This is a genomic window from Rathayibacter sp. AY1F9 (assembly GCF_002932155.1).
GTDB lineage: Bacteria > Actinomycetota > Actinomycetes > Actinomycetales > Microbacteriaceae > Rathayibacter.
Window position 1 is genome coordinate 1 of sequence record NZ_PSVA01000018.1, and the last position, 22,159, is coordinate 22,159.

Sequence of the window (22,159 nt, forward strand, 5' to 3'; positions counted from 1 at the left end):
ACCGCCAGCACCCGCAGCGTCGCCCAGGAGGAGGAGCGCGCCGTCTCGTCGCTCTCCGCCACCGCCGCGACGATCCGCCACCGCGGCGAGCGGGCCGGCAGAGGGCGGGGCCGGGTCCCGCAGGCGCTTGGTGCGACCCAGTGAGAGTCGACGTCACGCTCCAGGGGCTGCCGCGGCTACCGGCGCCGTGGGCGCCGGGGCCGGCCGCCTTGCGTGACGCTCCGCGTCACGCGTCGTGGTCGGTGGTGAGGAAGGTCGCGAGCTCCTCGAGCACGGCCTGCTCGTTGTCGCCCTCGACGCTGACGGTGAGCTCGTCGCCGTGCTCGATGCCGAGCGAGATGATCCCGAGGATCGACGCGGCGTTGACCGGGGTCGCGTCGCCCTTGGCGACGAGGACCTTCTGACCCGACTTCGCCGCGGCCTGGCTGAAGAGCGAGGCGGGGCGGGCGTGGAGGCCCTTCGACGATGCAACCTGCACGGTGCGCTCGACCATGAACGTTTCTCCTTGATCCTGCAGTCGCGACTGCATCAGTGGTGCCCGGAGTCGGGCTCGCCCGGACGGACCGGGCGGGTGGAGGAGTCCCCGTCCGCGCCTGCGACGACCGCGCGAGCGGCGAAGAGGACGGGCAGGGTCTCGAGCACGGCATCGGCACCGTGCGCTCCGAAGACATCGGGCGGGAGGAGGGCGGCCGCGGCTCCCACGAGCTCCGCACGGTGGCGGAGTCCGTCGAACTGCGACTCGAGGTGCGGCCCCACGAGGAGGACGTCGGCCTCGGGGAGGGAGTGGTCGAGACCGGTGAGGGTCTCGGAGCGGAACACGGCATCCATGCCGCGCTCCTTCGCGCCCGCTCGCAGCCGGTGGGCCAGGAACGTGCTCGACGCGCCTGCACCGCAGACGATCAGGATCTTCCGCACCTCGTTCGCCTCCTCGCGTCCGGGTCGTGATTCATCCAAGCATCCCCTCGGAGGGGCGGCACCCTCCAGCAGACAATCTTCCGCGGGGGCGGAAGACGGCCCCTTCCACCCGCGGCGCGGGGGCTCCCGGGCGCGTCGCCGGGGTGATTGACTGACGGGACGTACGACTCGCCGCCCGCGTCCTGCGGGCCCGCGGCAGGGTCGTGGCGCTCCCGGCGCCCGCCCCGACCGCACGCCTGGAGCCTGATGCCTGACAACCGCGAACGACTGCTGGAGTACCTCTCCCGCGCCGACGGCTGGGTGACGGCGCACGAGCTCGCCGACAGGCTCGGAGTCACCACCCGCAGCGTCCGGAGCTACGTCACCGCGGTGAAGGCGCAGGCCGCCCCGCTGGAGCCGGTCGAGTCCTCCGCGAACGGCTACCGGCTCGCGCGCGAGGCGTACGCGGCCTACCTGGAGGCGCAGCGCAGCCGCGACGTCGAGCCCGACACCCCGCGCGACCGGCTGTACAGCATCGTCCGCCGCCTGGTCGACTCCGACGAGGGCCTGGACGTCTTCGCCCTCGCCGACGCGCTGTCGGTGAGCGAGTCGACCGTCGACGCCGATCTGCGCCGGGTGAAGGCCCTCGCCGACGAGGCCGGCCTCGGGCTGGTCCGGCGCGGCCCGTCGGTGCGCCTCGAGGGCAGCGAGGAGGCCCGCCGCCGCCTGATCTCGCGGATGTTCCGCGACGAGAGCGCGCAGGGCGTCTTCACGCTCGACGACGTCCAGCGCGAGTTCGCCTCCCCCGGCCTCGGCGCCTTCAAGACCGAGCTGCTGGCCGAGCTCGAGACCCGCGGCTACTACATCAACGACTACGGCGTGAACAGCGTCCTCCTCCACATCGCGATCGCCGTCGACCGCGTCGCCCGGGGCATCGGGGACCCCTCCGGCTCCCGCCCCTCCCCCGCGATCCACGGCGAGCTCGCGGCCCTGCTGGCGGAGCTGGTGGAGCGGCACTTCGCGACGCGCCTGACCGACGCCGAGCTCGCCCAGCTCGCGATCCTGATGACGACGCGGGTGGCGACGCCCGGGCAGAACGAGCCGGTCGCCGCCGTGGTCGAGAACTACCTCGACCCGGAGGACCTCGCCGTCGTCCGCGAGCTCGTCGCCGACGTCAACCGCGAGTACCTGGTCGACCTCGACGACGAGGGCTTCATCGTCCGCCTCGCCCTGCACGTGCGGAACCTGATCGCCCGGGCCGCCGAGGGCGGCTACTCTCGCAACCCGCTCACCCGCTCGATCAAGACCAGCTACCCGATGACCTACGAGATCGCCGTGTTCCTGGCGAGCGGGCTGCAGCGCCGGCGGGGCGTCGTGGTCAACGAGGACGAGATCGCCTACATCGCCCTCCACGTCGGCTCGTTCCTCGAGCGGGTGTCCCGGCGGGAGGAGCGTCTGTCCTGCGTGATCGTCTGCCCCAACTACTACGACCTCGCTCACATGCTGCGCCTGCGCGTCGAGCGCTCGCTCGGCACCGAGGTGGAGGTGCGCTCGCTGATCACGCGGAGCGACGTCGACTGGGACCGGCTCACCGCCGACCTCGTGATCACCACGATCGACGAGCGCCCCGCGTCCGATGACGTCGTAGTCGTGCAGCCGTTCCTCACCGACCACGACGTCGAGACGGTGCGCCGGGCCATCGCCCGCGTCCGCCGGCACCGCCGCCGCGCGCAGATCAAGGACGAGCTGCTGCAGTTCTTCGACGAGGAGCTGTTCTTCCGCAACGTGCACGCGCGCGACGAGGCGGCGATGATCCGGATGCTGGGCGAGCGGATGATCGCCGGCGGCATCATCGACGAGGACTACGTCGACGGCGCCATCGAGCGCGAGCGGATGAGCTCCACGGCGTTCACCGACAACCTCGCGGTCCCGCACGCGATGGCGATGAGCGCCCGCCGCACCTCCATCGCGATCGTCGTGAACGACACCGCGATGGAGTGGGGCGAGCAGCGGGTGAACGTGATCGCGATGATCGCGTTCGCCTCGGCCGGCCGCAGCACCTTCCAGTCGGTGTTCGACCAGTTCGTCGAGGTGTTCGCCGACCGGGCGGAGGTGCAGCGCCTCATCCGGCGCTCCACGGACTTCGGCGGCTTCATCGAGGAGCTGGTGCGGGTGATCGACAGCTGACTGTCCGCTCAGACAGGGATCGAGAGGGTGCTGTCGTCCTCTCGCGCCATCCCGCGCCCTGCGGGCGCCCGCCAGACCCGAGCCAGTCGCGAGAGGACGACAGCACCCTCCCTCCGCATCGGATCGGAGGAGCTCTGAGCTGGGGGCCTTTACGCGAAGGGCGTCGGCACGATCCCGTAGGGGGCGAGGCCGGCCGCGCCGCCGTCGGCGAGCGTGGTGACCCAGATGCCGTCGTGGTGCACGGCGACGGAGTGCTCCCAGTGGGCGGCCATGCTGCTGTCCTCGGTCGCGACCGTCCACTCGTCCTCGCGGACGAAGGTCTCGGCGCTGCCCGCGGTGACCATCGGCTCGATCGCGACGACGAGTCCCGGCTTCACCTCGGGGCCGCGCTGGCGCACCCGGTAGTTGAAGACCGGCGGAGCCTCGTGCATGGTGCGCCCGATGCCGTGGCCGATGTAGTCGGTGAGGATGCCGTAGACGCGGCCCGAGCGCTCGGCCTCGTCCTCGATGTACTCCTCGATCGCCGCGCCGACCTCGTTGAGATGGCGGGCGGAGGCGAGGGCGGCGATCCCCCGCCACAGGGATCCCTCGGTCACCCGCGAGAGCTCGGCGCGTGCCGCGACCTCCTCCGGGCGGGAGGGATCGGGCAGGACCACCGTCATCGCGGAGTCGCCGTTCCAGCCGTCGATCTCGGCGCCGCTGTCGATGGAGACCAGGTCGCCCGGCTCGAGCACGCGCCCGCCGGGGATGCCGTGGACCACCTCGTCGTTGACCGAGGCGCAGATCGTGTGCCGGTAGCCCGGGACGAGCTGGAAGTTCGAGTGGCCGCCGAGCGCGACGATCGCCGCCTCGGCGATCGCGTCGAGCTCGAGCGTGGTGACGCCCGGGCGGACCGCCGCGCGGACCGCGTCGAGCGAGGCGGCCGTGGCGAGGCCCGGAGCGAGCATCGACCGCAGCTGCGCGGGCGTCTTGTAGAGCGAGGAGCGGAACGCCACGGCTCAGGCGGCCGGGGTGTCGAGGCGGCCCACGCGGTGGCCCTCGAGGGCGACGACGGTCCGCTCGGTCACCTCGTCGACCGGCCCGAGGCCGTCGACCACGACCACGAGCCCGCGGGCCGCGTAGACGTCGATGAGCGGAGCGGTCTGCTCCTCGTAGAGCGCGAGTCGGCGCCGGATGACGTCCTCGGTGTCGTCGCTGCGCCCCTGCTCGAGCGAGCGCTTGAGCAGGCGGCCGACGACCTCGTCGGGATCGGCCGTCAGCTGGACGACCGCGTCGAGCCGGTTGTCGTCCGCGGCGAGGATGCGGTCGAGCTCGTCGACCTGCTCCGTGGTGCGCGGGTAGCCGTCGAGCAGGAACCCGGTCGACGCGTCCGCCTCCTGGAGGCGGTCGTGCACGATCGCGTTGGTCAGCTCGTCCGGCACGTAGCGCCCGTTGTCGAGGTAGGCCTTCGCCTGGAGACCGAGCTCGGTCTCGTTGGCGACGTTCGCGCGGAAGATGTCCCCGGTCGAGATGGCGGGCACCCGGAGGATGTCGCTCAGCCGAGCGGCCTGGGTCCCCTTGCCTGCGCCGGGAGGGCCGATCAGCAGGAGACGGAAGCCGATCGGGTGCGACGTCATCGGAGGAGTCCTTCGTAGTGGCGCTGCTGCAGCTGGGAGTCGATCTGCTTCACCGTCTCCAGGCCGACTCCGACGATGATCAGGATGGACGTGCCGCCGAAGGGGAAGTTCTGGTTCGCACCGACCAGCGCGAGGGCCACGAGGGGCACGAGCGCGATGAGGCCGAGGTAGACCGACCCGGGCAGCGTCACCCGGGTGAGCACGTAGTTGAGGTACTCGGCGGTCGGGCGGCCGGCGCGGATGCCGGGGATGAAGCCGCCGTAGCGCTTCATGTTGTCGGCGACCTCGTCCGGGTTGAAGGTGATCGCGACGTAGAAGTAGGTGAAGCCCACGATCAGGAGGAAGTACAGCGCCATGTAGAGCGGGTGATCGCCCTTGGTGAGGTAGTTCGTGATCCAGGTGACCCAGACCGGGGCCTCCTGGCCAGCGGCGGGCTGGTTGAACTGCGCGATGAGCGCGGGCAGGTACAGCAGCGACGAGGCGAAGATGACGGGCACGACGCCGGCCATGTTGACCTTGATCGGGATGTAGGTGTTGTTGCCGCCGTAGGTGCGGCGGCCGACCATCCGCTTGGCGTACTGCACGGGGATCCGCCGCTGAGACTGCTCCACGAAGACCACGGCGACCACGAGCACGAGGCCCACGCCGAGGACGAGGAGGAAGGTCTCGAAGCCGCGCGACTGCGCGATCGACCACAGGGAGGTGGGGAACTGGGCGGCGATCGAGGTGAAGATCAGCAGCGACATGCCGTTGCCGATGCCGCGCTCGGTGATGAGCTCGCCCATCCACATGATGATCCCGGTGCCCGCGGTCATGGTGATGACCATGAGGAGGATGGAGTACCACTCGTCGGTGATGATGAGCGCCGAGCACTCCGGGACGCCGGAGTTGCCGAAGAGGGCGCCCGAGCGGGCGACGGTGATCAGCGTCGTCGACTGGAGGACGCCGAGCGCGATGGTGAGGTACCGCGTGTACTGGGTGAGCTTGCCCTGACCGGACTGCCCCTCCTTGTACAGGGTCTCGAAGTGAGGGATGACCACGCGCAGCAGCTGCACGATGATCGACGCCGTGATGTACGGCATGATCCCGAGCGCGAAGATCGACAGCTGGAGCAGTGCTCCACCGCTGAAGAGGTTCACGAGCTCGTAGAGACCCGAGGTGCCCTGGTTGCCGGCGAGACAGGCCTGCACGGCGCTGAAGTCGACGAACGGAGCAGGGATGAAGGATCCCAGCCGGAAGATCGCCACGATCGCGAGGGTGAAGCCGATCTTGCGGCGGAGGTCGGGGGTGCGGAAGATCCGCGCAACGGCGCCAAACACTACCTAAGGTCTCCTGCTCAATTCTGTGGTGCGGGATACAGGTCGAGCTTGCCACGCGCTCCCGGAGGGAGTCGGCGTGACAAGCTCGACCGACAAGCTGCTGGTGCTACTTGATGGATCCGCCCGCAGCGACGATCTTCTGCTCGGCAGAGCTGGAGACCTTGTCGACCGCGACGTTCAGCTTAACCGCAATGTCGCCGTCCCCGAGGACTTTGACCTTCTCGTTCTTGCGGACAGCACCCTTGGCGACCAGGTCGCCGATGGTGACGTCGCCGCCCTGGGGGTAGAGCTCCGCGAGAGCGGACAGGTTCACGACCTGGTACTCGACCCGGAACGGGTTCTTGAAGCCGCGGAGCTTCGGGGTGCGCATGTGCAGCGGCATCTGCCCACCCTCGAAGCCGACGCGCACCTGGTAGCGGGCCTTGGTGCCCTTGGTGCCGCGACCGGCGGTCTTTCCCTTGGAGCCCTCACCGCGACCCACGCGGGTCTTGGCCTTCTTGGCTCCGGCAGCGGGGCGGAGGTGGTGGACCTTGAGCACGTGCTCCTTGGTCGCCGGCGCCGCCGCGCCCTTCGTGGTGGTCGCCTGCGCGGGAGTCGTGGACTCCGCGGCGGCGGCCTTCTTCGTCTCAGCCATTAGTCAATCTCCTCGACCTTCACCAGGTGGGCGACGGTCTTCACGTATCCGCGGTTCTGGGCGTTGTCCTCGCGGACGACGCTCTGACCGATCTTCCTGAGGCCGAGCGAGCGCAGCGTGTCGCGCTGGTACTGCTTCTCGCTGACCTTCGACTTGATCTGGGTCACCTTGAGCTGGGCCATCAGGCACCTGCCTTCGCGTTGGACGCGGCGGCGAGGGCGTCGGCCTCGGCACGGACGAGACGTGCCGGCGCGACCTGGTCGAAGTCGAGACCACGACGAGCGGCGACGGCGCGCGGCTCCTCGAGCTGCTTCAGAGCCTCGACGGTCGCGTGGACGATGTTGATGGTGTTCGACGAGCCGAGCGACTTGCTCAGGACGTCGTGGATGCCGGCGCACTCGAGGACGGCGCGGACGGGACCGCCGGCGATGACACCGGTACCCGCGGCGGCGGGGCGCAGGAGCACCACACCGGCGGCGGCCTCACCCTGGACGGGGTGCGGGATGGTCGAGGCGACGCGGGGGACGCGGAAGAAGTTCTTCTTCGCCTCCTCGACGCCCTTGGAGATGGCGGTCGGGACCTCGCGGGCCTTGCCGTAGCCGACGCCCACCAGTCCGTTGCCGTCTCCGACGACCACGAGCGCGGTGAAGCTGAAGCGACGGCCGCCCTTGACGACCTTCGACACGCGGTTGATGGTCACGACGCGCTCGAGGAACTGGCTCTTCTCGGCGTCACGGCCACCGCGGTCGCGGCCACCCTGGTTGCGGTCGCGGCCGCCGCGGCGGGGCTCACGAGCCTCCTGCTGCGGCTGCGTGGACGCAGCGGTCTCGACGGGGGCCTCCGACACAGCGGCGACCTCGGGTTCCTTGTTCTCTGCGGCGCTCACAGGTTGAGCCCTGCCTCTCGTGCTCCATCGGCGATCGCGGCGACGCGACCGGCGTACTTGTTGCCTCCGCGGTCGAAGACGACCGCCTCGACACCGGCGTTCTTGGCGCGCTCGGCGACGAGCTCGCCGACCTTGCGGGCCTTGGCGGTCTTGTCGCCGTCGAACACGCGCAGGTCGGCCTCGAGGGTCGACGCCGACGCGAGGGTGCGGCCCTGAGCGTCGTCGACGACCTGCACGAAGACGTGGCGGGCCGAGCGGTTGACGACGAGGCGGGGGCGCTCGGCGGATCCGACGACCTTCTTGCGCAGACGGTCGTGACGACGACCGCGCGCAGCGGACTTGCTCTTTCCTCTGGTTCCGAGTCCCATGATCACTTACCGCTCTTTCCGGCCTTGCGGCGAACGACCTCGCCGGCGTAGCGCACGCCCTTGCCCTTGTAGGGCTCGGGCTTGCGGATCTTACGAATGTTGGCGGCCACCTCACCGACGGCCTGCTTCGAGATGCCGTGCACGGTGAGCTTGTTGTTGCCCTCGACCGTGAACGAGATGCCCGCGGGCGGGGTGACGACGACCGGGTGCGAGAAGCCGAGCGCGAACTCGATGTCCGAGCCCTTCGCCAGCACGCGGTAACCGGTTCCGACGACCTCGAGGCCCTTGGAGTAGCCCTGCGTGACACCGATGATGTCGTTCGCGATGAGCGTGCGGGTGAGGCCGTGGAGCGAGCGCGACTCGCGCTCGTCATCGGGACGCGAGACCAGCACCTGGCCGTTCTCGACGGACACCTGGATGGGGCTGGCGACCGAGACGGTCAGCTCGCCCTTGGGGCCCTTGACGGTCACAGCGGATCCGGCGACGGAGACGTCGACGCCCGCCGGGATCTCGATGGGGAGTCTTCCAATACGCGACATGAGGGGTTACCACACGTAGGCGAGGACTTCCCCACCCACGCCCTTCTTCTCGGCCTGGCGGTCGGTCAGGAGACCGCTCGAGGTGGACAGGATGGCGACGCCGAGGCCGCCGAGCACGGTGGGGATCTCGGCCGACTTCGCGTACACGCGGAGTCCGGGCTTCGAGACCCGCTTGATGCCGGCGATCGAGCGCTCGCGGTTCGGGCCGTACTTGAGGGAGATGGAGAGCGTCGTGCCGACGCGCGCCTCCTCGACCTTCCAGTCGGCGATGTAGCCCTCGGTCTTGAGGATCTCGGCGATGTTCGCCTTGAGCTTCGAGCCCGGGAGGGTGATGGAGTCGTGGTGCGCGGAGTTCGCGTTACGGATTCTGGTCAGCAGATCTGCGACCGGATCAGTCATGGTCATGGCTGATGGTGCCTTTCTCGCCTGGTTTCGGCACCCTTTACAAGAGTGACGACCTGTGGTGTGGGACGGCGCCGACGACGTCGACGCCCATGCGGCCGCGCGAACGCAGGCCAACGAGCCATGCTACATGGCCGAGGTCCTGCGGTCGAGGGCCGATCGTGCACGGGATCCGGGGATCCCGCGTGGCGCCCGCCGCCGGCTCCGGACGGACCGGTCCGGCGGCGGACGCACGACGAGGCCGGAGGGCGGTTCTCACCGTCCCCCGGCCTCGAGGCTTGCTGCTTACGCGTTGTCCGACGACTTGAACGGGAAGCCGAGCTGCTTGAGCAGCGCGCGACCCTCGTCGTCGGTCTTGGCGGTGGTCACGACGGTCACGTCGAAGCCGCGGACGCGGTCGATGCGGTCCTGGTCGATCTCGTGGAAGATCGACTGCTCCGTGATGCCGAAGGTGTAGTTGCCGTTGCCGTCGAACTGGCGGTCCGACAGCCCGCGGAAGTCGCGGATGCGGGGCAGCGCCACCGAGAGCAGGCGGTCCAGGAACTCCCAGGCGCGGTCGCCCCGGAGGGTGACGTGAGCGCCGATGGCCTGACCCTCGCGCAGCTTGAACTGCGCGATGGACTTGCGGGCCTTGGTGACCTGCGGCTTCTGACCGGTGATGGCGGTGAGGTCCTTGACCGCGCCGTCGATGATCTTGCCGTCGCGGGCGGCCTCACCGACACCGGTGTTGACGACGACCTTGACCAGGCCGGGGACCTGGTGGACGTTGCCGAAGCCGAACTGCTCCTTGAGAGCGGGGATGATGTCGGCCTGGTACTTGGCCTTGAGCCGCGGCTGAACCTTCGCAGCCACTGCGGTGGTGTCAGTCATTACAGTTCCTCACCCGACGCCTTCGCGTAGCGCACGCGAACGGTCTTGGTCACGCCGTCCTTGGTGACGGCCACGTTGCGGTGGCCGACCCGGGTCGGCTTCTTGGTCTTCGGGTCGACGAGCGCGACGTTGGAGATGTGGATCGAGGCCTCGACGGTCTCGATGCCGCCCTCCTTCGAGCCGCGCTGCGTCTGGCCGACGCGGACGTGCTTCTTGACGAAGTTCACGCCCTCGACGACGACGCGGTTGCGCTCGACCAGCACCTCGAGGACCTTGCCCTGCTTGCCGCGGTCTCCACCGCGGGCCTGGGTAGCGCCCGAGATGACCTGGACGAGGTCACCCTTCTTGATCTTGGCCATGACTAGATAACCTCCGGTGCCAGCGAGACGATCTTCATGAACTTCTTGTCGCGGAGCTCGCGACCGACCGGTCCGAAGATGCGGGTGCCACGGGGGTCCCCGTCGTTCTTGAGGATGACGGCGGCGTTCTCGTCGAACTTGATGTAAGAGCCGTCGGCGCGACGGGTCTGCTTGATGGTGCGGACGATGACGGCCTTGACCACGTCGCCCTTCTTCACGTTGCCACCGGGGATCGCGTCCTTGACGGTGGCGACGATGATGTCACCGAGGCCCGCGTAGCGGCGGCCGGAGCCTCCGAGGACGCGGATGGTGAGGAGCATCTTGGCGCCGGTGTTGTCGGCGACCTTGACTCGGGATTCTTGCTGAAGCATGTGTCTCTCCTGCTAACTCAAGTAGGCCGCGGCCTACTTGGCCTTCTCGAGGATCTCGACCAGGCGCCAGCGCTTGGTGGCGCTGAGGGGACGGGTCTCGCTGATGACGACGGAGTCGCCGATGCCGGCGGAGTTCAGCTCGTCGTGGACCTTGACCTTGGACGTACGGCGGATGACCTTGCCGTACAGCGGGTGCTTCACCCGGTCCTCGACCTCGACGACGATGGTCTTGTCCATCTTGTCGCTGGTGACGTAGCCGCGACGGGTCTTGCGGTATCCGCGAGCGCCCGCCTCCTTCACGTCGTGGGCGGCCGACTCGTGGCCGGCGCTGTCATTGACGGTTGCCATTACTTGGCCTCCTCGTTCGACTCGGTCGCCTCGACCTCGGCCTTGGCGGCCTTCTTGGTCTTGGGCTTCTTCTCCGCCTTGGCCGGGGCCTCGACGGGTGCGGGGGTGGCGCGGATGCCCAGCTCGCGCTCACGGATGACCGTGTAGATGCGGGCGATGTCGCGCTTGACGGCACGCAGGCGGCCGTTGGTGTCCAGCTGACCGGTGGCCGACTGGAAGCGGAGGTTGAACAGCTCCTCCTTGGCCTTCTTCAGCTCGGTGACGAGACGCTCGTCCTCGTAGGTGTCGAGCTCGGCGGGGGCGAGCTCCTTGGATCCGATCGCCATTACGCGTCTCCCTCCTCGCGCTTGATGATGCGTGCCTTGAGGGGCAGCTTGTGGATGGCACGGGTCATGGCCTCACGAGCGAGCTGCTCGTCGACGCCGGCGACCTCGAAGAGGACGCGACCCGGCTTGACGTTCGCGACCCACCACTCCGGCGAGCCCTTACCGGAACCCATGCGGGTCTCGGCGGGCTTCTTGGTGAGCGGACGGTCGGGGTAGATGTTGATCCACACCTTTCCGCCGCGCTTGATGTGACGCGTCATCGCGATACGAGCGGACTCGATCTGACGGTTGGTCACGTAGGCGGGGGTGAGGGCCTGGATGCCGAACTCACCGAACGACACCTTGGTGCCACCGGTGGCCTGGCCGGACCGGCCCGGGTGGTGCTGCTTGCGGTGCTTGACTCGACGCGGAATCAACATGGTTATGCCTCAACTCCTGCTGCGACGGGCGCCTCGCTCTGCTGGCGGGGTGCACGGCGCGGACGGTCGCTGCGCTCGGGGCGCGACGACTTGCTGTTCGCCTGCTCGCGGGCGAGCTCCTTGTTGGTGATGTCGCCCTTGTAGATCCAGACCTTCACGCCGATGCGGCCGAAGGTGGTCTTCGCCTCGTAGAAGCCGTAGTCGATGTTCGCGCGGAGGGTGTGCAGCGGCACGCGTCCCTCGCGGTAGAACTCCGAGCGGCTCATCTCGGCGCCGCCGAGGCGGCCGGAGACCTGGATGCGGACGCCCTTGGCGCCGGCGCGCTGAGCACCCTGCAGGCCCTTGCGCATCGCGCGGCGGAAGGCCACGCGGGCGGAGAGCTGCTCGGCGATGCCCTGGGCGACCAGCTGCGCCTCGGCCTCGGGGTTCTTGACCTCGAGGATGTTCAGCTGGATCTGCTTGCCCGTGAGCTTCTCGAGGTCGGCGCGGATGCGCTCGGCCTCGGCGCCGCGGCGGCCGATCACGATGCCCGGGCGGGCGGTGTGGATGTCGACGCGGACGCGGTCACGGGTGCGCTCGATCTCGATGCGGGCGACGCCCGCACGGTCGAGCTGCGTGGCGAGGAGTCGGCGGATCTTGACGTCCTCGGCGAGGTAGTCGCTGTACCGCTGGCCCTTCTTGGTGCTGTCGGAGAACCAGCGCGACACGTGGTCGGTGGTGATTCCCAGACGGAAACCGTAGGGGTTTACTTTCTGACCCATTACTTGGTCCCCTCCTCAGGAGTGGCCAGCACGACGGTGATGTGGCTGGTGCGCTTGTTGATGCGGAAGGCACGACCCTGAGCACGGGGCTGGAATCGCTTGAGGGTGGTTCCCTCATCGACGAAGGCGCGGGACACGATCAGGTCCTGGTCGTCGAGGTACTCGTTCGAGGCATCGGCCTTGACGCGAGCGTTGGCCATCGCCGAGGCGACGAGCTTGTAGACGGGCTCGGACGCACCCTGCGGCGCGAACTTCAGGATGGCCAGTGCCTCCTGAGCCTGCTTCCCGCGGATCAGGTTCACGACACGGCGAGCCTTCTGGGGGGTGACGCGGATGTGTCGCACGCGTGCGATCGACTCCACCATTTCTCTCCTCCTTCTCGTCGCCGCGTCAGCGGCGACGGCCCTTCTTGTCGTCCTTCTCGTGACCGCGGAAGGTCCGAGTGGGGGCGAACTCGCCGAGCTTGTGGCCGACCATGGTCTCGGTCACGAACACGGGGATGTGCTTGCGACCGTCGTGGACCGCGATGGTGTGGCCCAGCATCGCCGGGATGATCATCGAACGGCGCGACCAGGTCTTGATGACGTTCTTGTTGCCGGCTTCGTTGGCCGTGAACACCTTGCGGAGCAGGTGGTCGTCAACGAAGGGGCCCTTCTTGAGACTGCGAGGCATCTTCTACAACTCCTACTTGCGCTTCTTACCGGCGGTGCGGCGGCGAACGATGAGCTTGTCGCTCTCCTTGTTGGGGCGACGGGTGCGTCCCTCGGACTGACCCCACGGGCTGACCGGGTGGCGTCCACCGGAGGTCTTGCCCTCTCCACCACCGTGCGGGTGGTCGACCGGGTTCATCGCGACACCGCGGACGGTCGGGCGGACGCCCTTCCAGCGCATGCGGCCGGCCTTGCCCCAGTTGATGTTCGACTGCTCGGCGTTGCCGACCTCGCCGATCGTGGCGCGGCAGCGCGCATCGACGTTGCGGATCTCGCCCGACGGCAGGCGGAGCTGCGCGTAGGGGCCGTCCTTGGCGACGAGGCGGACCGAGGTGCCGGCCGAGCGGGCGAGCTTGGCGCCGCCTCCCGGCTTGATCTCGATGGCGTGGATGACCGTACCGGTCGGGATGTTGCGCAGCGGCAGGTTGTTGCCGGGCTTGATGTCGGCTCCGGCGCCCGACTCCACGACGTCGCCCTGCGAGAGCTTGTTCGGGGCCAGGATGTAGCGCTTGGTGCCGTCCACGAAGTGGAGCAGCGCGATGCGCGCCGTGCGGTTGGGGTCGTACTCGATGTGAGCGACCTTGGCGTTGACGCCGTCCTTGTCGTTGCGACGGAAGTCGATCAGACGGTACTGGCGCTTGTGGCCACCACCGATGTGACGCGTCGTGATGCGGCCGGAGTTGTTGCGGCCACCGGTCTTGGACAGCGGGCGCAGGAGCGACTTCTCGGGCGTCGAGCGGGTGATCTCGGCGAAGTCGGCAACGCTGGAGCCGCGGCGACCGGGGGTCGTGGGCTTGTACTTACGAATAGCCATTGTCTGTTTCCTCTACGCTTCTTCGGCTCAGCCGACGCTCGTGAAGATGTCGATGGAGCCGGACTTCAGCGTGACGATCGCGCGCTTGGTGTCCTTGCGCTTGCCGGTGCCGAACTTCGTGCGGCGGGTCTTGCCCTGGCGGTTCAGCGTGTTGATCGACGCGACCTCGACGCCGAAGATCTTCTCGATGGCGAGCTTGATCTCGGTCTTGTTCGAACGCGGGTCGACCACGAAGGTGTACTTGCCCTCGTCGATCAGGCCGTAGGACTTCTCCGAGACCACCGGGGAGATGATGACGTCGCGGGGGTCCTTGTTGAACGCGGCGGACTGGCTCATGCGTTCACCTCTTCCTTGTTGGACTCGACGCCCGACTTGGCCGCGATGAACGCGTCGAGCGCGCCCTTCGAGAACACGATGTCGTCGGAGACGAGCACGTCGTACGCATTGAGCTGGTCGGCCGGCAGGATGTGCACGAACGGCACGTTGCGGAGCGAGAGCTCGGCGATGTAGTCGTCGCGCTCGAGCACCACGAGGACGTTGCGCGACACCGAGAGGGCGTCGAGCAGGACGAGGACGTCCTTGGTCCGGGGGGTGTCGCCGAGGGCGAGGGACTCGACCACGTGGATGCGGGCACCGCGGGCGCGGTCCGAGAGAGCACCGAGCAGAGCCGCGGCGATCATCTTCTTGGGGGTGCGCTGCGCGTAGCTGCGGGGGGTCGGTCCGTGGACCACGCCACCGCCGGTCATGTGCGGGGCGCGGATCGAGCCCTGACGAGCGCGACCGGTTCCCTTCTGCTTGAACGGCTTGCGACCGGCTCCGGAGACCTCACCGCGGTTCTTCGTCTTGTGGGTTCCCTGGCGCGCCGCGGCGAGCTGGGCCACGACGACCTGGTGGATGAGGGGGATGTTGGTCTGGACGTCGAAGAGCGCGGCGGGGAGCTCGACCGAGCCCGCCTTCTGGCCCTTGACGTCGATGATGTCGACAGAGGTAGCCATGGAACTACGCTCCCTTCACGGCGTTGCGAACGAACACGAGGCGACCGCGGGCACCGGGAACGGCGCCCTTGACGAGCAGCAGGCCCTTCTCGGCGTCGACGGAGTGCACCTTGAGGTTGAGCACGGTGACGCGCTCGCCACCCATGCGACCGGCCATGCGCATGCCCTTGAAGACACGGCTGGGGGTCGAGGAGGCGCCGATGGAGCCGGGCTTGCGGTGGTTGCGGTGCGAACCGTGCGAAGCCGAGACGCCCTTGAAGTTGTGACGCTTCATGACGCCGGCGAAGCCCTTGCCCTTGCTGGTGCCGACGACGTCGACCTTGGTGCCGGCCTCGAAGACGGCGTCCACGGTCAGCTCCTGGCCTGCCGAGTAGTCGGCGGCGTCGGAGGTGCGGACCTCGGTGAGGTGGCGGCGGGGGGTGACGCCCGCGGCGTCGAAGTGACCGGCGGCGGGCTTGTTCACCTTGCGCGGGTCGATCGCACCGGCGGCGAGCTGGACGGCGGTGTAGCCGTCCTTCTCCTCCGTGCGGACCTGGGTCACGACGTTGGGGCTGATCTCGATGACGGTGACCGGCACGAGCTTGTTGTTCTCGTCCCAGACCTGGGTCATTCCGAGCTTGGTGCCGAGGAGGCCCTTGCTGGTCTTCAGCGTGGGGGAAACAGTGACAGACATGGTGGCACTCCTCCTTAGAGCTTGATCTCGATGTTGACGTCGGCCGGCAGGTCGAGGCGCATGAGCGAGTCGACGGCCTTGGGCGTCGGGTCGATGATGTCGATGAGGCGCTTGTGGGTGCGCATCTCGAAGTGCTCGCGGCTGTCCTTGTACTTGTGGGGAGAACGGATCACGCAGACCACGTTCTTCTCGGTCGGCAGCGGCACGGGGCCGACCACCGTTGCACCGGCACGGGTGACCGTGTCGACGATCTTGCGCGCCGACGTGTCGATGACCTCGTGGTCGTACGACTTCAGTCGGATGCGGATCTTCTGTCCCGCCATGTGTGATCTCTCACTCTCTTGTTATTGCGTCGTACGCGACTCCCCCGGCCGGAGCCGGACTCGTCTCGCATTGGACGCGCTCGCGAAGGAACTCCGGTGACCCGGAAAAGTGCAACCAGTGTTCTTCTGTCAAAAGCACCGCACCCTCGGAGCGCTCCGATCGGCGTGCAGAACGCACGACGCACGGAGAACCCGTTGAGATGTCGGTTGTTGTCGTTCTGCTACCCGCCGCCTCGACGTCGCACCCGCGCGGCCGCCCTCTCGGGTCGAGCCTCCGCGATGCCGTCTCGGCACTGCCTGGCAGTGTCCCCCTCCGAGCAGCACGCCGCCCGAGAGGAAATTTTGAACTAGAAGAGTCTCCCACAGATGCCCCACCCCTGCAACCCGGGCGTGTCGCGCCGGAGGGCTCCTACGCGAGCACGTCGTGACGGCCCTGGGGAGCCGGTCGCTCCGAGCAGCAGCGCGGGTCGGAGCGCCTCCCCCGCTACTCGAAGAGCAGCGCCCGGACGGCGGTCTCGGCCGACGCGGGGCGCGACGCGTCGATGGTCTCGCCGGCGCGGAAGTGGTCGAGCAGCCGCGGGTCGACGTAGCTGGCGCGGGCGACCGTCGGCGTGTTCCCGAGCACGTCCGAGGCGTCGCGCATCGCCTGGGCGATCGCGGAGTTCCGAGCGCGCTGCGTGGCCTGCGGGCCCGACTTCGCCAGGCTCAGCGCGGCCGCGACCGTGCCGTGCAGAGTGCGGAAGTCCTTCGCCGTGAAGTCGTCGCCGGCGCGCTCGCGCACGTAGTCGTTGATCTCGGGCGCCGAGATCGGCCGCCACTCCCGCCCGTCCTTCCAGGCGAGCAGGCGGGCGTTCGGCCCGCGACGCTTGAGAGCACGGACGACGCGCGAGAGGTCGTGGTCGAGGATCTCGCTCGTCCACGCCTGATGGCTCTTCCCGGGGAAGGCGAGGGCGACCCGGTCCCCGTGGGTCGTGGCGTGCGCGCACAGGAGCGTCGAGAGGCCGATGCTGCCGTGCTCCTTCGCGTACCTCTCGCTGCCGACGCGGAGCGATCCGGTGTCGAGCATCCGGAAGGCGGTGGCCAGCGCGCGCTCGCGGCTGGGTCCGTCCGAGCGGAGGGCGATGGTCACGGCCCGGCGCGCCCCGGGCAGGGCCTCCGCGAGCCGCAGCGCCCGGTCGAACTTGATCCGGTCCTTCTGCTCGCGCCAGGTCGGATGGTAGATGTACTGGCGGCGGCCGGCGGAGTCGACGCCGGTGGCCTGGATGTGCCCGTTGGGATACGGGGCGATCCAGACGTCCGTCCAGGCCGGCGGGATGCCGAGATGGTCGAACCGCGCGCGCAGCTCCTTGTCGGCGACGGTCGCGCCCTTCGGGTCGCGGTAGCTGAAGCCGGAGCCCGCGCGCACCCGGGTGTAGCCGCGCCCGCTCGAATCGGTCCTGCGGAGTCGTTGCGCGCGAGTGTCAGCCATCGATCCGACGATAGGACGGCGGATCCGAGGCCCGCACCCGCTTGACGGCAGGGAGGAGCAGTCGGACGGCAGCCGCTACTCGTTGCCGATCCGCTTGTCGGCCTGGCGCTTCAGGTCCTCGATGCGGTCGTCGTACTTGCCGTTGGTGAGGCGGCTGGCGATCTCGCCCGCCTTCTCGAGGGTCTGGTCGGAGACCTGCTCGGCCTTCTCGCTCCGCAGCGCGTCCTGGGCCTTCCGGCTGTTGAGCAGTTCGCCGGCCTGGCGTCCGAGCTTCCCGAGATCCACGATGATGCCTCCTTGTCGACGCGCACAGGGCGGCGCGTGCCTCAGTGTGGCGGTCCCGGCTGGGGGAACGGTGCGGGCGCGCCGGTCAGCCGGCCAGTGCGATCACCTGCTCCGCCGCGTCGGCCAGGGCGCGGCCGTAGGAGGGACCGTGACCGGCGGCGTGGACGGCGAGCGGGTGCAGCTGGTGGAGCGGCACCCGCTCCTCGTAGCCGGCTTCCAGCGGATGCTGCTCGCGGTAGCCCTCGAGGACGGCGTCGAGGTGCGGAGCGCCGAAGAGGGCCAGCATCGCGAGATCGGTCTCGCGGTGGCCCCCGTGAGCGGCGGGGTCGATCAGGACGGCGCCGTCCGCCGACCAGAGCACGTTGCCGGTCCAGAGATCCCCGTGGATCCTGGCGGGCCCCGCACCGTCGTCGAAGGCTCCGGCCGCCACCCGGTCCAGAGCCTGGTCGACGAGCCGCGACTCGGCTGCCGTGAGGTTGCCCGCCTCCACGGCGGGGCCGAGGAACGGCCGCACCCGCTGCTCCGCGTAGAAGCGCCCCCACGAGTCGTCCGGGCGGCACGGCATCTCGCGGCGGCCGATGTAGGCGGGGCCGGTCCATCCCGGGGGCGGCGCTCCGAAGGCCGCGGCTCCGGCGTCGTGCGTCCGGGCGAGCGCGGCGCCGAAGGCCCGAGCCGACTCGGCGGAGGGTCGCGCGGAGCGGATCTCCTCCAGCTCGATGCGCCCGGGCGACACCCTCTCCACCCCGACACAGCGCGCACCGCCGTCCGCCTCGCGCAGCCAGTCCAGGCCGGCCGCCTCCCACTCGAAGAACTGCGGGAGGGCACGGGGGTCGCTCTTCACGAAGGGCATGCCGCCACGCTATCCGGGCGTCCCCGGGAACGTCGAGAGGGGCCGCCCGCCGAAGCGGACGACCCCTCTCGAGAGATCAGTAGGACGGACCTACTTGATGATCTTGGTGACCGTACCGGCACCCACGGTGCGTCCACCCTCACGGATGGCGAAGCCGAGGCCCTCCTCCATGGCGATCGGCTGGATCAGCGCGACCGTCATGTCGGTGGTGTCGCCGGGCATGACCATCTCGGTGCCCTCGGGCAGCGTGATGACGCCGGTGACGTCGGTGGTGCGGAAGTAGAACTGCGGACGGTAGTTCGCGTAGAACGGGTTGTGACGCCCACCCTCATCCTTGGACAGGATGTACGCGGTGCCCTCGAAGTCCGTGTGCGGCGTGACCGAACCCGGCTTGACGACGACCTGGCCGCGCTCGACGTCCTCGCGCTTGGTGCCGCGGAGGAGCAGACCGCAGTTCTCGCCGGCCCAGGCCTCGTCGAGCTGCTTGTGGAACATCTCGATTCCGGTGACCGTGGTCTTCTGCGTCGGGCGAATGCCGACGATCTCGACCTCGGAGTTCAGAGCGAGGGTTCCACGCTCCGCACGGCCGGTGACGACGGTTCCACGACCGGTGATCGTGAAGACGTCCTCGATCGGCATGAGGAACGGCTTGTCCTTGTCGCGCACCGGGTCCGGGATGGACTCGTCGACCGCGTCCATCAGGTCGAGGATCGACTGGGTCCAGGTGTCGTCGCCCTCGAGGGCCTTGAGGCCGGAGACGCGCACGACGGGGGCGTCGTCGCCGGGGAAGCCCTGCGACGAGAGGAGCTCGCGGACCTCGAGCTCGACGAGCTCCAGGATCTCCTCGTCGTCCACCATGTCGGCCTTGTTCAGCGCGACGAGGAGGTAGGGGACGCCGACCTGCTTGGCGAGGAGGACGTGCTCACGGGTCTGAGCCATCGGGCCGTCGGTGGCGGCGACCACGAGGATCGCGCCGTCCATCTGGGCCGCGCCGGTGATCATGTTCTTGATGTAGTCGGCGTGACCCGGGGCGTCGACGTGCGCGTAGTGGCGCTTCGGCGTCTCGTACTCGACGTGCGAGATGTTGATCGTGATGCCGCGCTGGCGCTCCTCGGGAGCGGAGTCGATCGACGCGAAGTCACGCTGGACGTTGGTCGCGGACGGGAACTTGTCCGCCAGAACCTTCGAGATCGCCGCGGTGAGCGTGGTCTTTCCGTGGTCGACGTGACCGATGGTTCCGATGTTGACGTGCGGCTTGGTCCGCTCGAACTTGGCCTTAGCCACTGTGGGTCCTCCTCAGGACTTAGGTGCAAGCATCCGCATCCGGGCGGCCGCACGGGGCGGCACGAGGACAGGAGGACTTGCGGGGGTTTTGTGTACGTATGTTACCGGCAGTGGTCGTGCGGCCGTCCCGCTGCGACAGGGGGCGCGCTGCACTCGGCAGCAAACCCGCACGACACTACCAGGCCGCCGCCGTTCCGGGGAACGGCGACGGCCCAGGGGCGGAGCTACTCGCCCTTGTTCTTCTGGACGATCTCCTCGGCCACGGCCTTGGGGACCTCGGCGTAGGTCTCGAACGTCATCGAGTAGACGGCGCGGCCCGAGGTCTTCGAGCGCAGGTCTCCGATGTAGCCGAACATCTCGGACAGCGGGACGTTGGCCCGGATGACCTTGATGCCGGTGGCGTCCTCCATCGACTGGATCATCCCGCGACGCGAGTTGATGTCGCCGATGACGTCGCCCATGTACTCCTCGGGAGTACGGACCTCGACGGCCATGAGCGGCTCGAGGAGGACCGGCTGCGCCTTGCGCGAGGCCTCCTTGAACGCGATCGAGCCGGCGATCTTGAACGCCATCTCGGAGGAGTCGACGTCGTGCGCCGCTCCGTCGACCAGGGTCGCCTTCACGCCGACCATGGGGTAGCCGGCGAGCACGCCGACCTGCATGGCGTCGCGGATGCCCGCGTCGACGGAGGGGATGTACTCGCGCGGGACGCGGCCACCGGTGACGCCGTTGACGAACTCGTAGGTCTTGTCGGCCTCGACCTCCATCGGCTCGATGGTGATCTGGACCTTCGCGAACTGGCCGGAGCCACCCGTCTGCTTCTTGTGGGTGTAGTCGTACTTCTCGACCGTGCGGCGGATCGTCTCGCGGTACGCGACCTGGGGCTTGCCCACGTTGGCCTCGACGTTGAACTCGCGCTTCATGCGGTCGACCAGGATGTCGAGGTGCAGCTCGCCCATTCCCTTGATGACCGTCTGACCGGTCTCCTGGTTCTGCTCGGTGCGGAAGGTGGGGTCCTCCTCCGCGAGCTTCTGGATCGCGGTGCCGAGCTTCTCCTGGTCCGCCTTCGTCTTGGGCTCGATGGCGACCTCGATGACGGGCTCCGGGAAGGTCATCGACTCGAGCACGACCTGCGCGGCCGGGTCGCTCAGGGTGTCACCGGTGGTGGTGTCCTTGAGGCCGATGACGGCGTAGATGTGGCCGGCGGTGACCGAGTCGACCGGGTTCTCCTTGTTGGAGTGCATCTGGAAGATCTTGCCGATGCGCTCCTTCTTGCCCTTGGTCGAGTTGATGACCTGGGCGCCGGAGTCGAGCTTGCCCGAGTAGACGCGGACGTAGGTCAGGCGGCCGAAGAACGGGTGCACGGCGACCTTGAACGCGAGCGCCGAGAAGGGCTCGGTCGAGTCCGCGTGGCGCATGATGACCTTCTCCTCGTCGCGGACGTCGTGCGCCTCGATGGCGGGGACGTCGAGCGGGGAGGGGAGGTAGTCCACGACAGCGTCGAGCATCGGCTGGACGCCGCGGTTCTTGAACGCCGAGCCGCAGAGCACCGGGTAGATCTCGGAGTTGACGGTCATCTTGCGGATGGCGCCCTTGATCTCCGCGACGGTGAGCTCCTCGCCGCCGAAGTACTTCTCGAGCAGCTCGTCGGAGGTCTCCGCGACGGTCTCGAGGAGCTTCTCGCGGTACTCCGCCGCCTTGTCGGCGAGGTCGGCCGGGATCTCCTCGATCTCGTACTTCGCGCCGAGCGCGACGTCACCCTTCGAGTCGCCGCGCCACGTGAGCGCGCGCATCTCGACCAGGTCGACGACGCCCTCGAAGGAGGACTCCGCGCCGATGGGCAGCTGGATGACCAGCGGCTTCGCGCCGAGGCGCTTGATGATCGTGTCGACCGTGTAGTAGAAGTCGGCGCCGAGCTTGTCCATCTTGTTGACGAAGCAGATGCGCGGGACGTCGTACTTGTCGGCCTGACGCCAGACGGTCTCGGACTGGGGCTCGACGCCCTCCTTGCCGTCGAAGACGGCGACGGCGCCGTCGAGGACGCGGAGCGAGCGCTCGACCTCGACCGTGAAGTCGACGTGACCGGGGGTGTCGATGATGTTGATCTGGTTCTTGTTCCAGAAGCAGGTCGTCGCGGCGGACGTGATCGTGATGCCGCGCTCCTGCTCCTGCGCCATCCAGTCCATCGTCGCGGCGCCGTCGTGGACCTCGCCGATCTTGTGCGTGATACCCGTGTAGAACAGGATGCGCTCGGTGGTGGTGGTCTTGCCGGCATCGATGTGGGCCATGATGCCGATGTTGCGGACCTTGTTCAGGTCGGTGAGCACATCTTGTGCCACGGAGTTCCTCCGATAGGTGATGGAGCCAGCGCACCGGGTTCATGGCCGAATGGCTGGGATTCTGGTGGTGGCGGTCGCCCGGTCGCGGGGATCGGGCGATCCGCCGCCGGGACCGGGCC

General features: G+C 68.6%; 31 protein-coding genes. 1 reads left to right on the plus strand and 30 read right to left on the minus strand.

The window, feature by feature from the left end; genetic code table 11:
- Window positions 1–226: 226 nt before the first annotated feature.
- Both C5C37_RS11790 and C5C37_RS17560 read right to left on the minus strand, forming a co-directional pair.
- The gene (locus tag C5C37_RS11790) at window positions 227–493 is read right to left on the minus strand and encodes an HPr family phosphocarrier protein (RefSeq protein WP_104224553.1); all 267 of its coding nucleotides are present in this window, start codon (window positions 491–493) and stop codon (window positions 227–229) included.
- A gap of 35 nt (window positions 494–528) precedes the next feature.
- The gene (locus tag C5C37_RS17560) at window positions 529–954 is read right to left on the minus strand and encodes a PTS sugar transporter subunit IIB (RefSeq protein ID WP_181065531.1); all 426 of its coding nucleotides are present in this window, start codon (window positions 952–954) and stop codon (window positions 529–531) included.
- A gap of 207 nt (window positions 955–1,161) precedes the next feature.
- Here C5C37_RS17560 and C5C37_RS11800 point away from each other — a divergent pair, with 207 nt between their 5' ends.
- Complete coding sequence (locus tag C5C37_RS11800) at window positions 1,162–3,081, plus strand: BglG family transcription antiterminator (RefSeq protein WP_104260916.1); 1,920 nt, start codon at window positions 1,162–1,164, stop codon at window positions 3,079–3,081.
- A 149-nt stretch (window positions 3,082–3,230) separates the two neighbouring features.
- Here the strand turns inward: C5C37_RS11800 and map are convergent, their stop codons facing one another.
- The 28 genes from map to fusA form a co-directional block, all read right to left on the minus strand.
- Window positions 3,231–4,076, minus strand: a complete 846-nt coding sequence (map, locus tag C5C37_RS11805) for a type I methionyl aminopeptidase (protein WP_104226753.1) — start codon at window positions 4,074–4,076, stop codon at window positions 3,231–3,233.
- 3 nt (window positions 4,077–4,079) lie between these two features.
- Window positions 4,080–4,697 (minus strand): adenylate kinase, encoded by a 618-nt coding sequence (locus tag C5C37_RS11810; RefSeq protein ID WP_181027194.1) that lies wholly within the window; start codon window positions 4,695–4,697, stop codon window positions 4,080–4,082.
- Entirely contained in the window at window positions 4,694–6,016 is a 1,323-nt protein-coding gene (gene secY, locus C5C37_RS11815; protein ID WP_104224557.1) for a preprotein translocase subunit SecY, read from the minus strand. The genes C5C37_RS11810 and secY overlap by 4 nt, the downstream gene beginning before the upstream one ends.
- Window positions 6,017–6,122: 106 nt before the next feature.
- Window positions 6,123–6,650 (minus strand): 50S ribosomal protein L15, encoded by a 528-nt coding sequence (gene rplO / locus C5C37_RS11820; protein WP_104226755.1) that lies wholly within the window; start codon window positions 6,648–6,650, stop codon window positions 6,123–6,125.
- Window positions 6,650–6,832, minus strand: coding sequence for a 50S ribosomal protein L30 (gene rpmD / locus C5C37_RS11825; protein ID WP_181024623.1), 183 nt, complete (start codon window positions 6,830–6,832; stop codon window positions 6,650–6,652). Before rpmD ends, rplO begins: the two co-directional genes overlap by 1 nt.
- Window positions 6,832–7,536, minus strand: a complete 705-nt coding sequence (gene rpsE, locus C5C37_RS11830; protein WP_104224559.1) for a 30S ribosomal protein S5 — start codon at window positions 7,534–7,536, stop codon at window positions 6,832–6,834. Before rpsE ends, rpmD begins: the two co-directional genes overlap by 1 nt.
- Entirely contained in the window at window positions 7,533–7,904 is a 372-nt protein-coding gene (gene rplR / locus C5C37_RS11835) for a 50S ribosomal protein L18 (RefSeq protein ID WP_056037296.1), read from the minus strand. Before rplR ends, rpsE begins: the two co-directional genes overlap by 4 nt.
- Window positions 7,905–7,906: 2 nt before the next feature.
- Window positions 7,907–8,443 carry a 50S ribosomal protein L6 gene (gene rplF / locus C5C37_RS11840; RefSeq protein WP_104224560.1) on the minus strand — a complete coding sequence of 179 codons (537 nt, stop codon included), beginning with the start codon at window positions 8,441–8,443 and terminating at the stop codon, window positions 7,907–7,909.
- A 6-nt stretch (window positions 8,444–8,449) separates the two neighbouring features.
- Window positions 8,450–8,848, minus strand: a complete 399-nt coding sequence (gene rpsH, locus C5C37_RS11845) for a 30S ribosomal protein S8 (RefSeq protein WP_068209423.1) — start codon at window positions 8,846–8,848, stop codon at window positions 8,450–8,452.
- A 282-nt stretch (window positions 8,849–9,130) separates the two neighbouring features.
- Complete coding sequence (gene rplE, locus C5C37_RS11850; RefSeq protein ID WP_068209425.1) at window positions 9,131–9,715, minus strand: 50S ribosomal protein L5; 585 nt, start codon at window positions 9,713–9,715, stop codon at window positions 9,131–9,133.
- Complete coding sequence (gene rplX / locus C5C37_RS11855) at window positions 9,715–10,074, minus strand: 50S ribosomal protein L24 (protein ID WP_104224561.1); 360 nt, start codon at window positions 10,072–10,074, stop codon at window positions 9,715–9,717. The genes rplE and rplX overlap by 1 nt, the downstream gene beginning before the upstream one ends.
- A 2-nt stretch (window positions 10,075–10,076) precedes the next feature.
- Complete coding sequence (rplN, locus tag C5C37_RS11860) at window positions 10,077–10,445, minus strand: 50S ribosomal protein L14 (protein ID WP_104224562.1); 369 nt, start codon at window positions 10,443–10,445, stop codon at window positions 10,077–10,079.
- Between the two features lie 33 nt (window positions 10,446–10,478).
- Window positions 10,479–10,793, minus strand: a complete 315-nt coding sequence (rpsQ, locus tag C5C37_RS11865) for a 30S ribosomal protein S17 (RefSeq protein WP_104224563.1) — start codon at window positions 10,791–10,793, stop codon at window positions 10,479–10,481.
- Window positions 10,793–11,119 carry a 50S ribosomal protein L29 gene (gene rpmC, locus C5C37_RS11870; protein WP_104224564.1) on the minus strand — a complete coding sequence of 109 codons (327 nt, stop codon included), beginning with the start codon at window positions 11,117–11,119 and terminating at the stop codon, window positions 10,793–10,795. Before rpmC ends, rpsQ begins: the two co-directional genes overlap by 1 nt.
- Window positions 11,119–11,538, minus strand: a complete 420-nt coding sequence (gene rplP / locus C5C37_RS11875) for a 50S ribosomal protein L16 (RefSeq protein WP_068209436.1) — start codon at window positions 11,536–11,538, stop codon at window positions 11,119–11,121. The genes rpmC and rplP overlap by 1 nt, the downstream gene beginning before the upstream one ends.
- A gap of 2 nt (window positions 11,539–11,540) precedes the next feature.
- Window positions 11,541–12,299 carry a 30S ribosomal protein S3 gene (rpsC, locus tag C5C37_RS11880; RefSeq protein WP_068209439.1) on the minus strand — a complete coding sequence of 253 codons (759 nt, stop codon included), beginning with the start codon at window positions 12,297–12,299 and terminating at the stop codon, window positions 11,541–11,543.
- Window positions 12,299–12,664 carry a 50S ribosomal protein L22 gene (gene rplV / locus C5C37_RS11885; protein WP_077221988.1) on the minus strand — a complete coding sequence of 122 codons (366 nt, stop codon included), beginning with the start codon at window positions 12,662–12,664 and terminating at the stop codon, window positions 12,299–12,301. Before rplV ends, rpsC begins: the two co-directional genes overlap by 1 nt.
- Window positions 12,665–12,689: 25 nt before the next feature.
- The gene (gene rpsS, locus C5C37_RS11890; RefSeq protein ID WP_055787078.1) at window positions 12,690–12,971 is read right to left on the minus strand and encodes a 30S ribosomal protein S19; all 282 of its coding nucleotides are present in this window, start codon (window positions 12,969–12,971) and stop codon (window positions 12,690–12,692) included.
- 12 nt (window positions 12,972–12,983) lie between these two features.
- On the minus strand, window positions 12,984–13,823 hold the full coding sequence (gene rplB, locus C5C37_RS11895; protein ID WP_068251462.1) for a 50S ribosomal protein L2: 840 nt from the start codon (window positions 13,821–13,823) through the stop codon (window positions 12,984–12,986).
- Between the two features lie 27 nt (window positions 13,824–13,850).
- The gene (gene rplW / locus C5C37_RS11900; RefSeq protein ID WP_068209445.1) at window positions 13,851–14,159 is read right to left on the minus strand and encodes a 50S ribosomal protein L23; all 309 of its coding nucleotides are present in this window, start codon (window positions 14,157–14,159) and stop codon (window positions 13,851–13,853) included.
- Complete coding sequence (gene rplD, locus C5C37_RS11905; RefSeq protein WP_104224565.1) at window positions 14,156–14,818, minus strand: 50S ribosomal protein L4; 663 nt, start codon at window positions 14,816–14,818, stop codon at window positions 14,156–14,158. The genes rplW and rplD overlap by 4 nt, the downstream gene beginning before the upstream one ends.
- 4 nt (window positions 14,819–14,822) lie before the next feature.
- Entirely contained in the window at window positions 14,823–15,491 is a 669-nt protein-coding gene (gene rplC / locus C5C37_RS11910; protein ID WP_104224566.1) for a 50S ribosomal protein L3, read from the minus strand.
- A 14-nt stretch (window positions 15,492–15,505) separates the two neighbouring features.
- Complete coding sequence (rpsJ, locus tag C5C37_RS11915; RefSeq protein WP_005050520.1) at window positions 15,506–15,814, minus strand: 30S ribosomal protein S10; 309 nt, start codon at window positions 15,812–15,814, stop codon at window positions 15,506–15,508.
- Window positions 15,815–16,298: 484 nt separating this feature from the next.
- Complete coding sequence (locus C5C37_RS11920) at window positions 16,299–17,282, minus strand: DNA topoisomerase IB (protein WP_104224567.1); 984 nt, start codon at window positions 17,280–17,282, stop codon at window positions 16,299–16,301.
- 75 nt (window positions 17,283–17,357) lie between these two features.
- Entirely contained in the window at window positions 17,358–17,567 is a 210-nt protein-coding gene (locus tag C5C37_RS11925) for an antitoxin (RefSeq protein WP_159939075.1), read from the minus strand.
- A gap of 85 nt (window positions 17,568–17,652) precedes the next feature.
- Window positions 17,653–18,417 carry a fructosamine kinase family protein gene (locus C5C37_RS11930; RefSeq protein WP_104338974.1) on the minus strand — a complete coding sequence of 255 codons (765 nt, stop codon included), beginning with the start codon at window positions 18,415–18,417 and terminating at the stop codon, window positions 17,653–17,655.
- A gap of 90 nt (window positions 18,418–18,507) precedes the next feature.
- The gene (gene tuf, locus C5C37_RS11935; protein WP_104224570.1) at window positions 18,508–19,701 is read right to left on the minus strand and encodes an elongation factor Tu; all 1,194 of its coding nucleotides are present in this window, start codon (window positions 19,699–19,701) and stop codon (window positions 18,508–18,510) included.
- Window positions 19,702–19,925: 224 nt separating this feature from the next.
- On the minus strand, window positions 19,926–22,040 hold the full coding sequence (fusA, locus tag C5C37_RS11940) for an elongation factor G (protein ID WP_104224571.1): 2,115 nt from the start codon (window positions 22,038–22,040) through the stop codon (window positions 19,926–19,928).
- Between the last annotated feature and the right edge of the window lie 119 nt (window positions 22,041–22,159).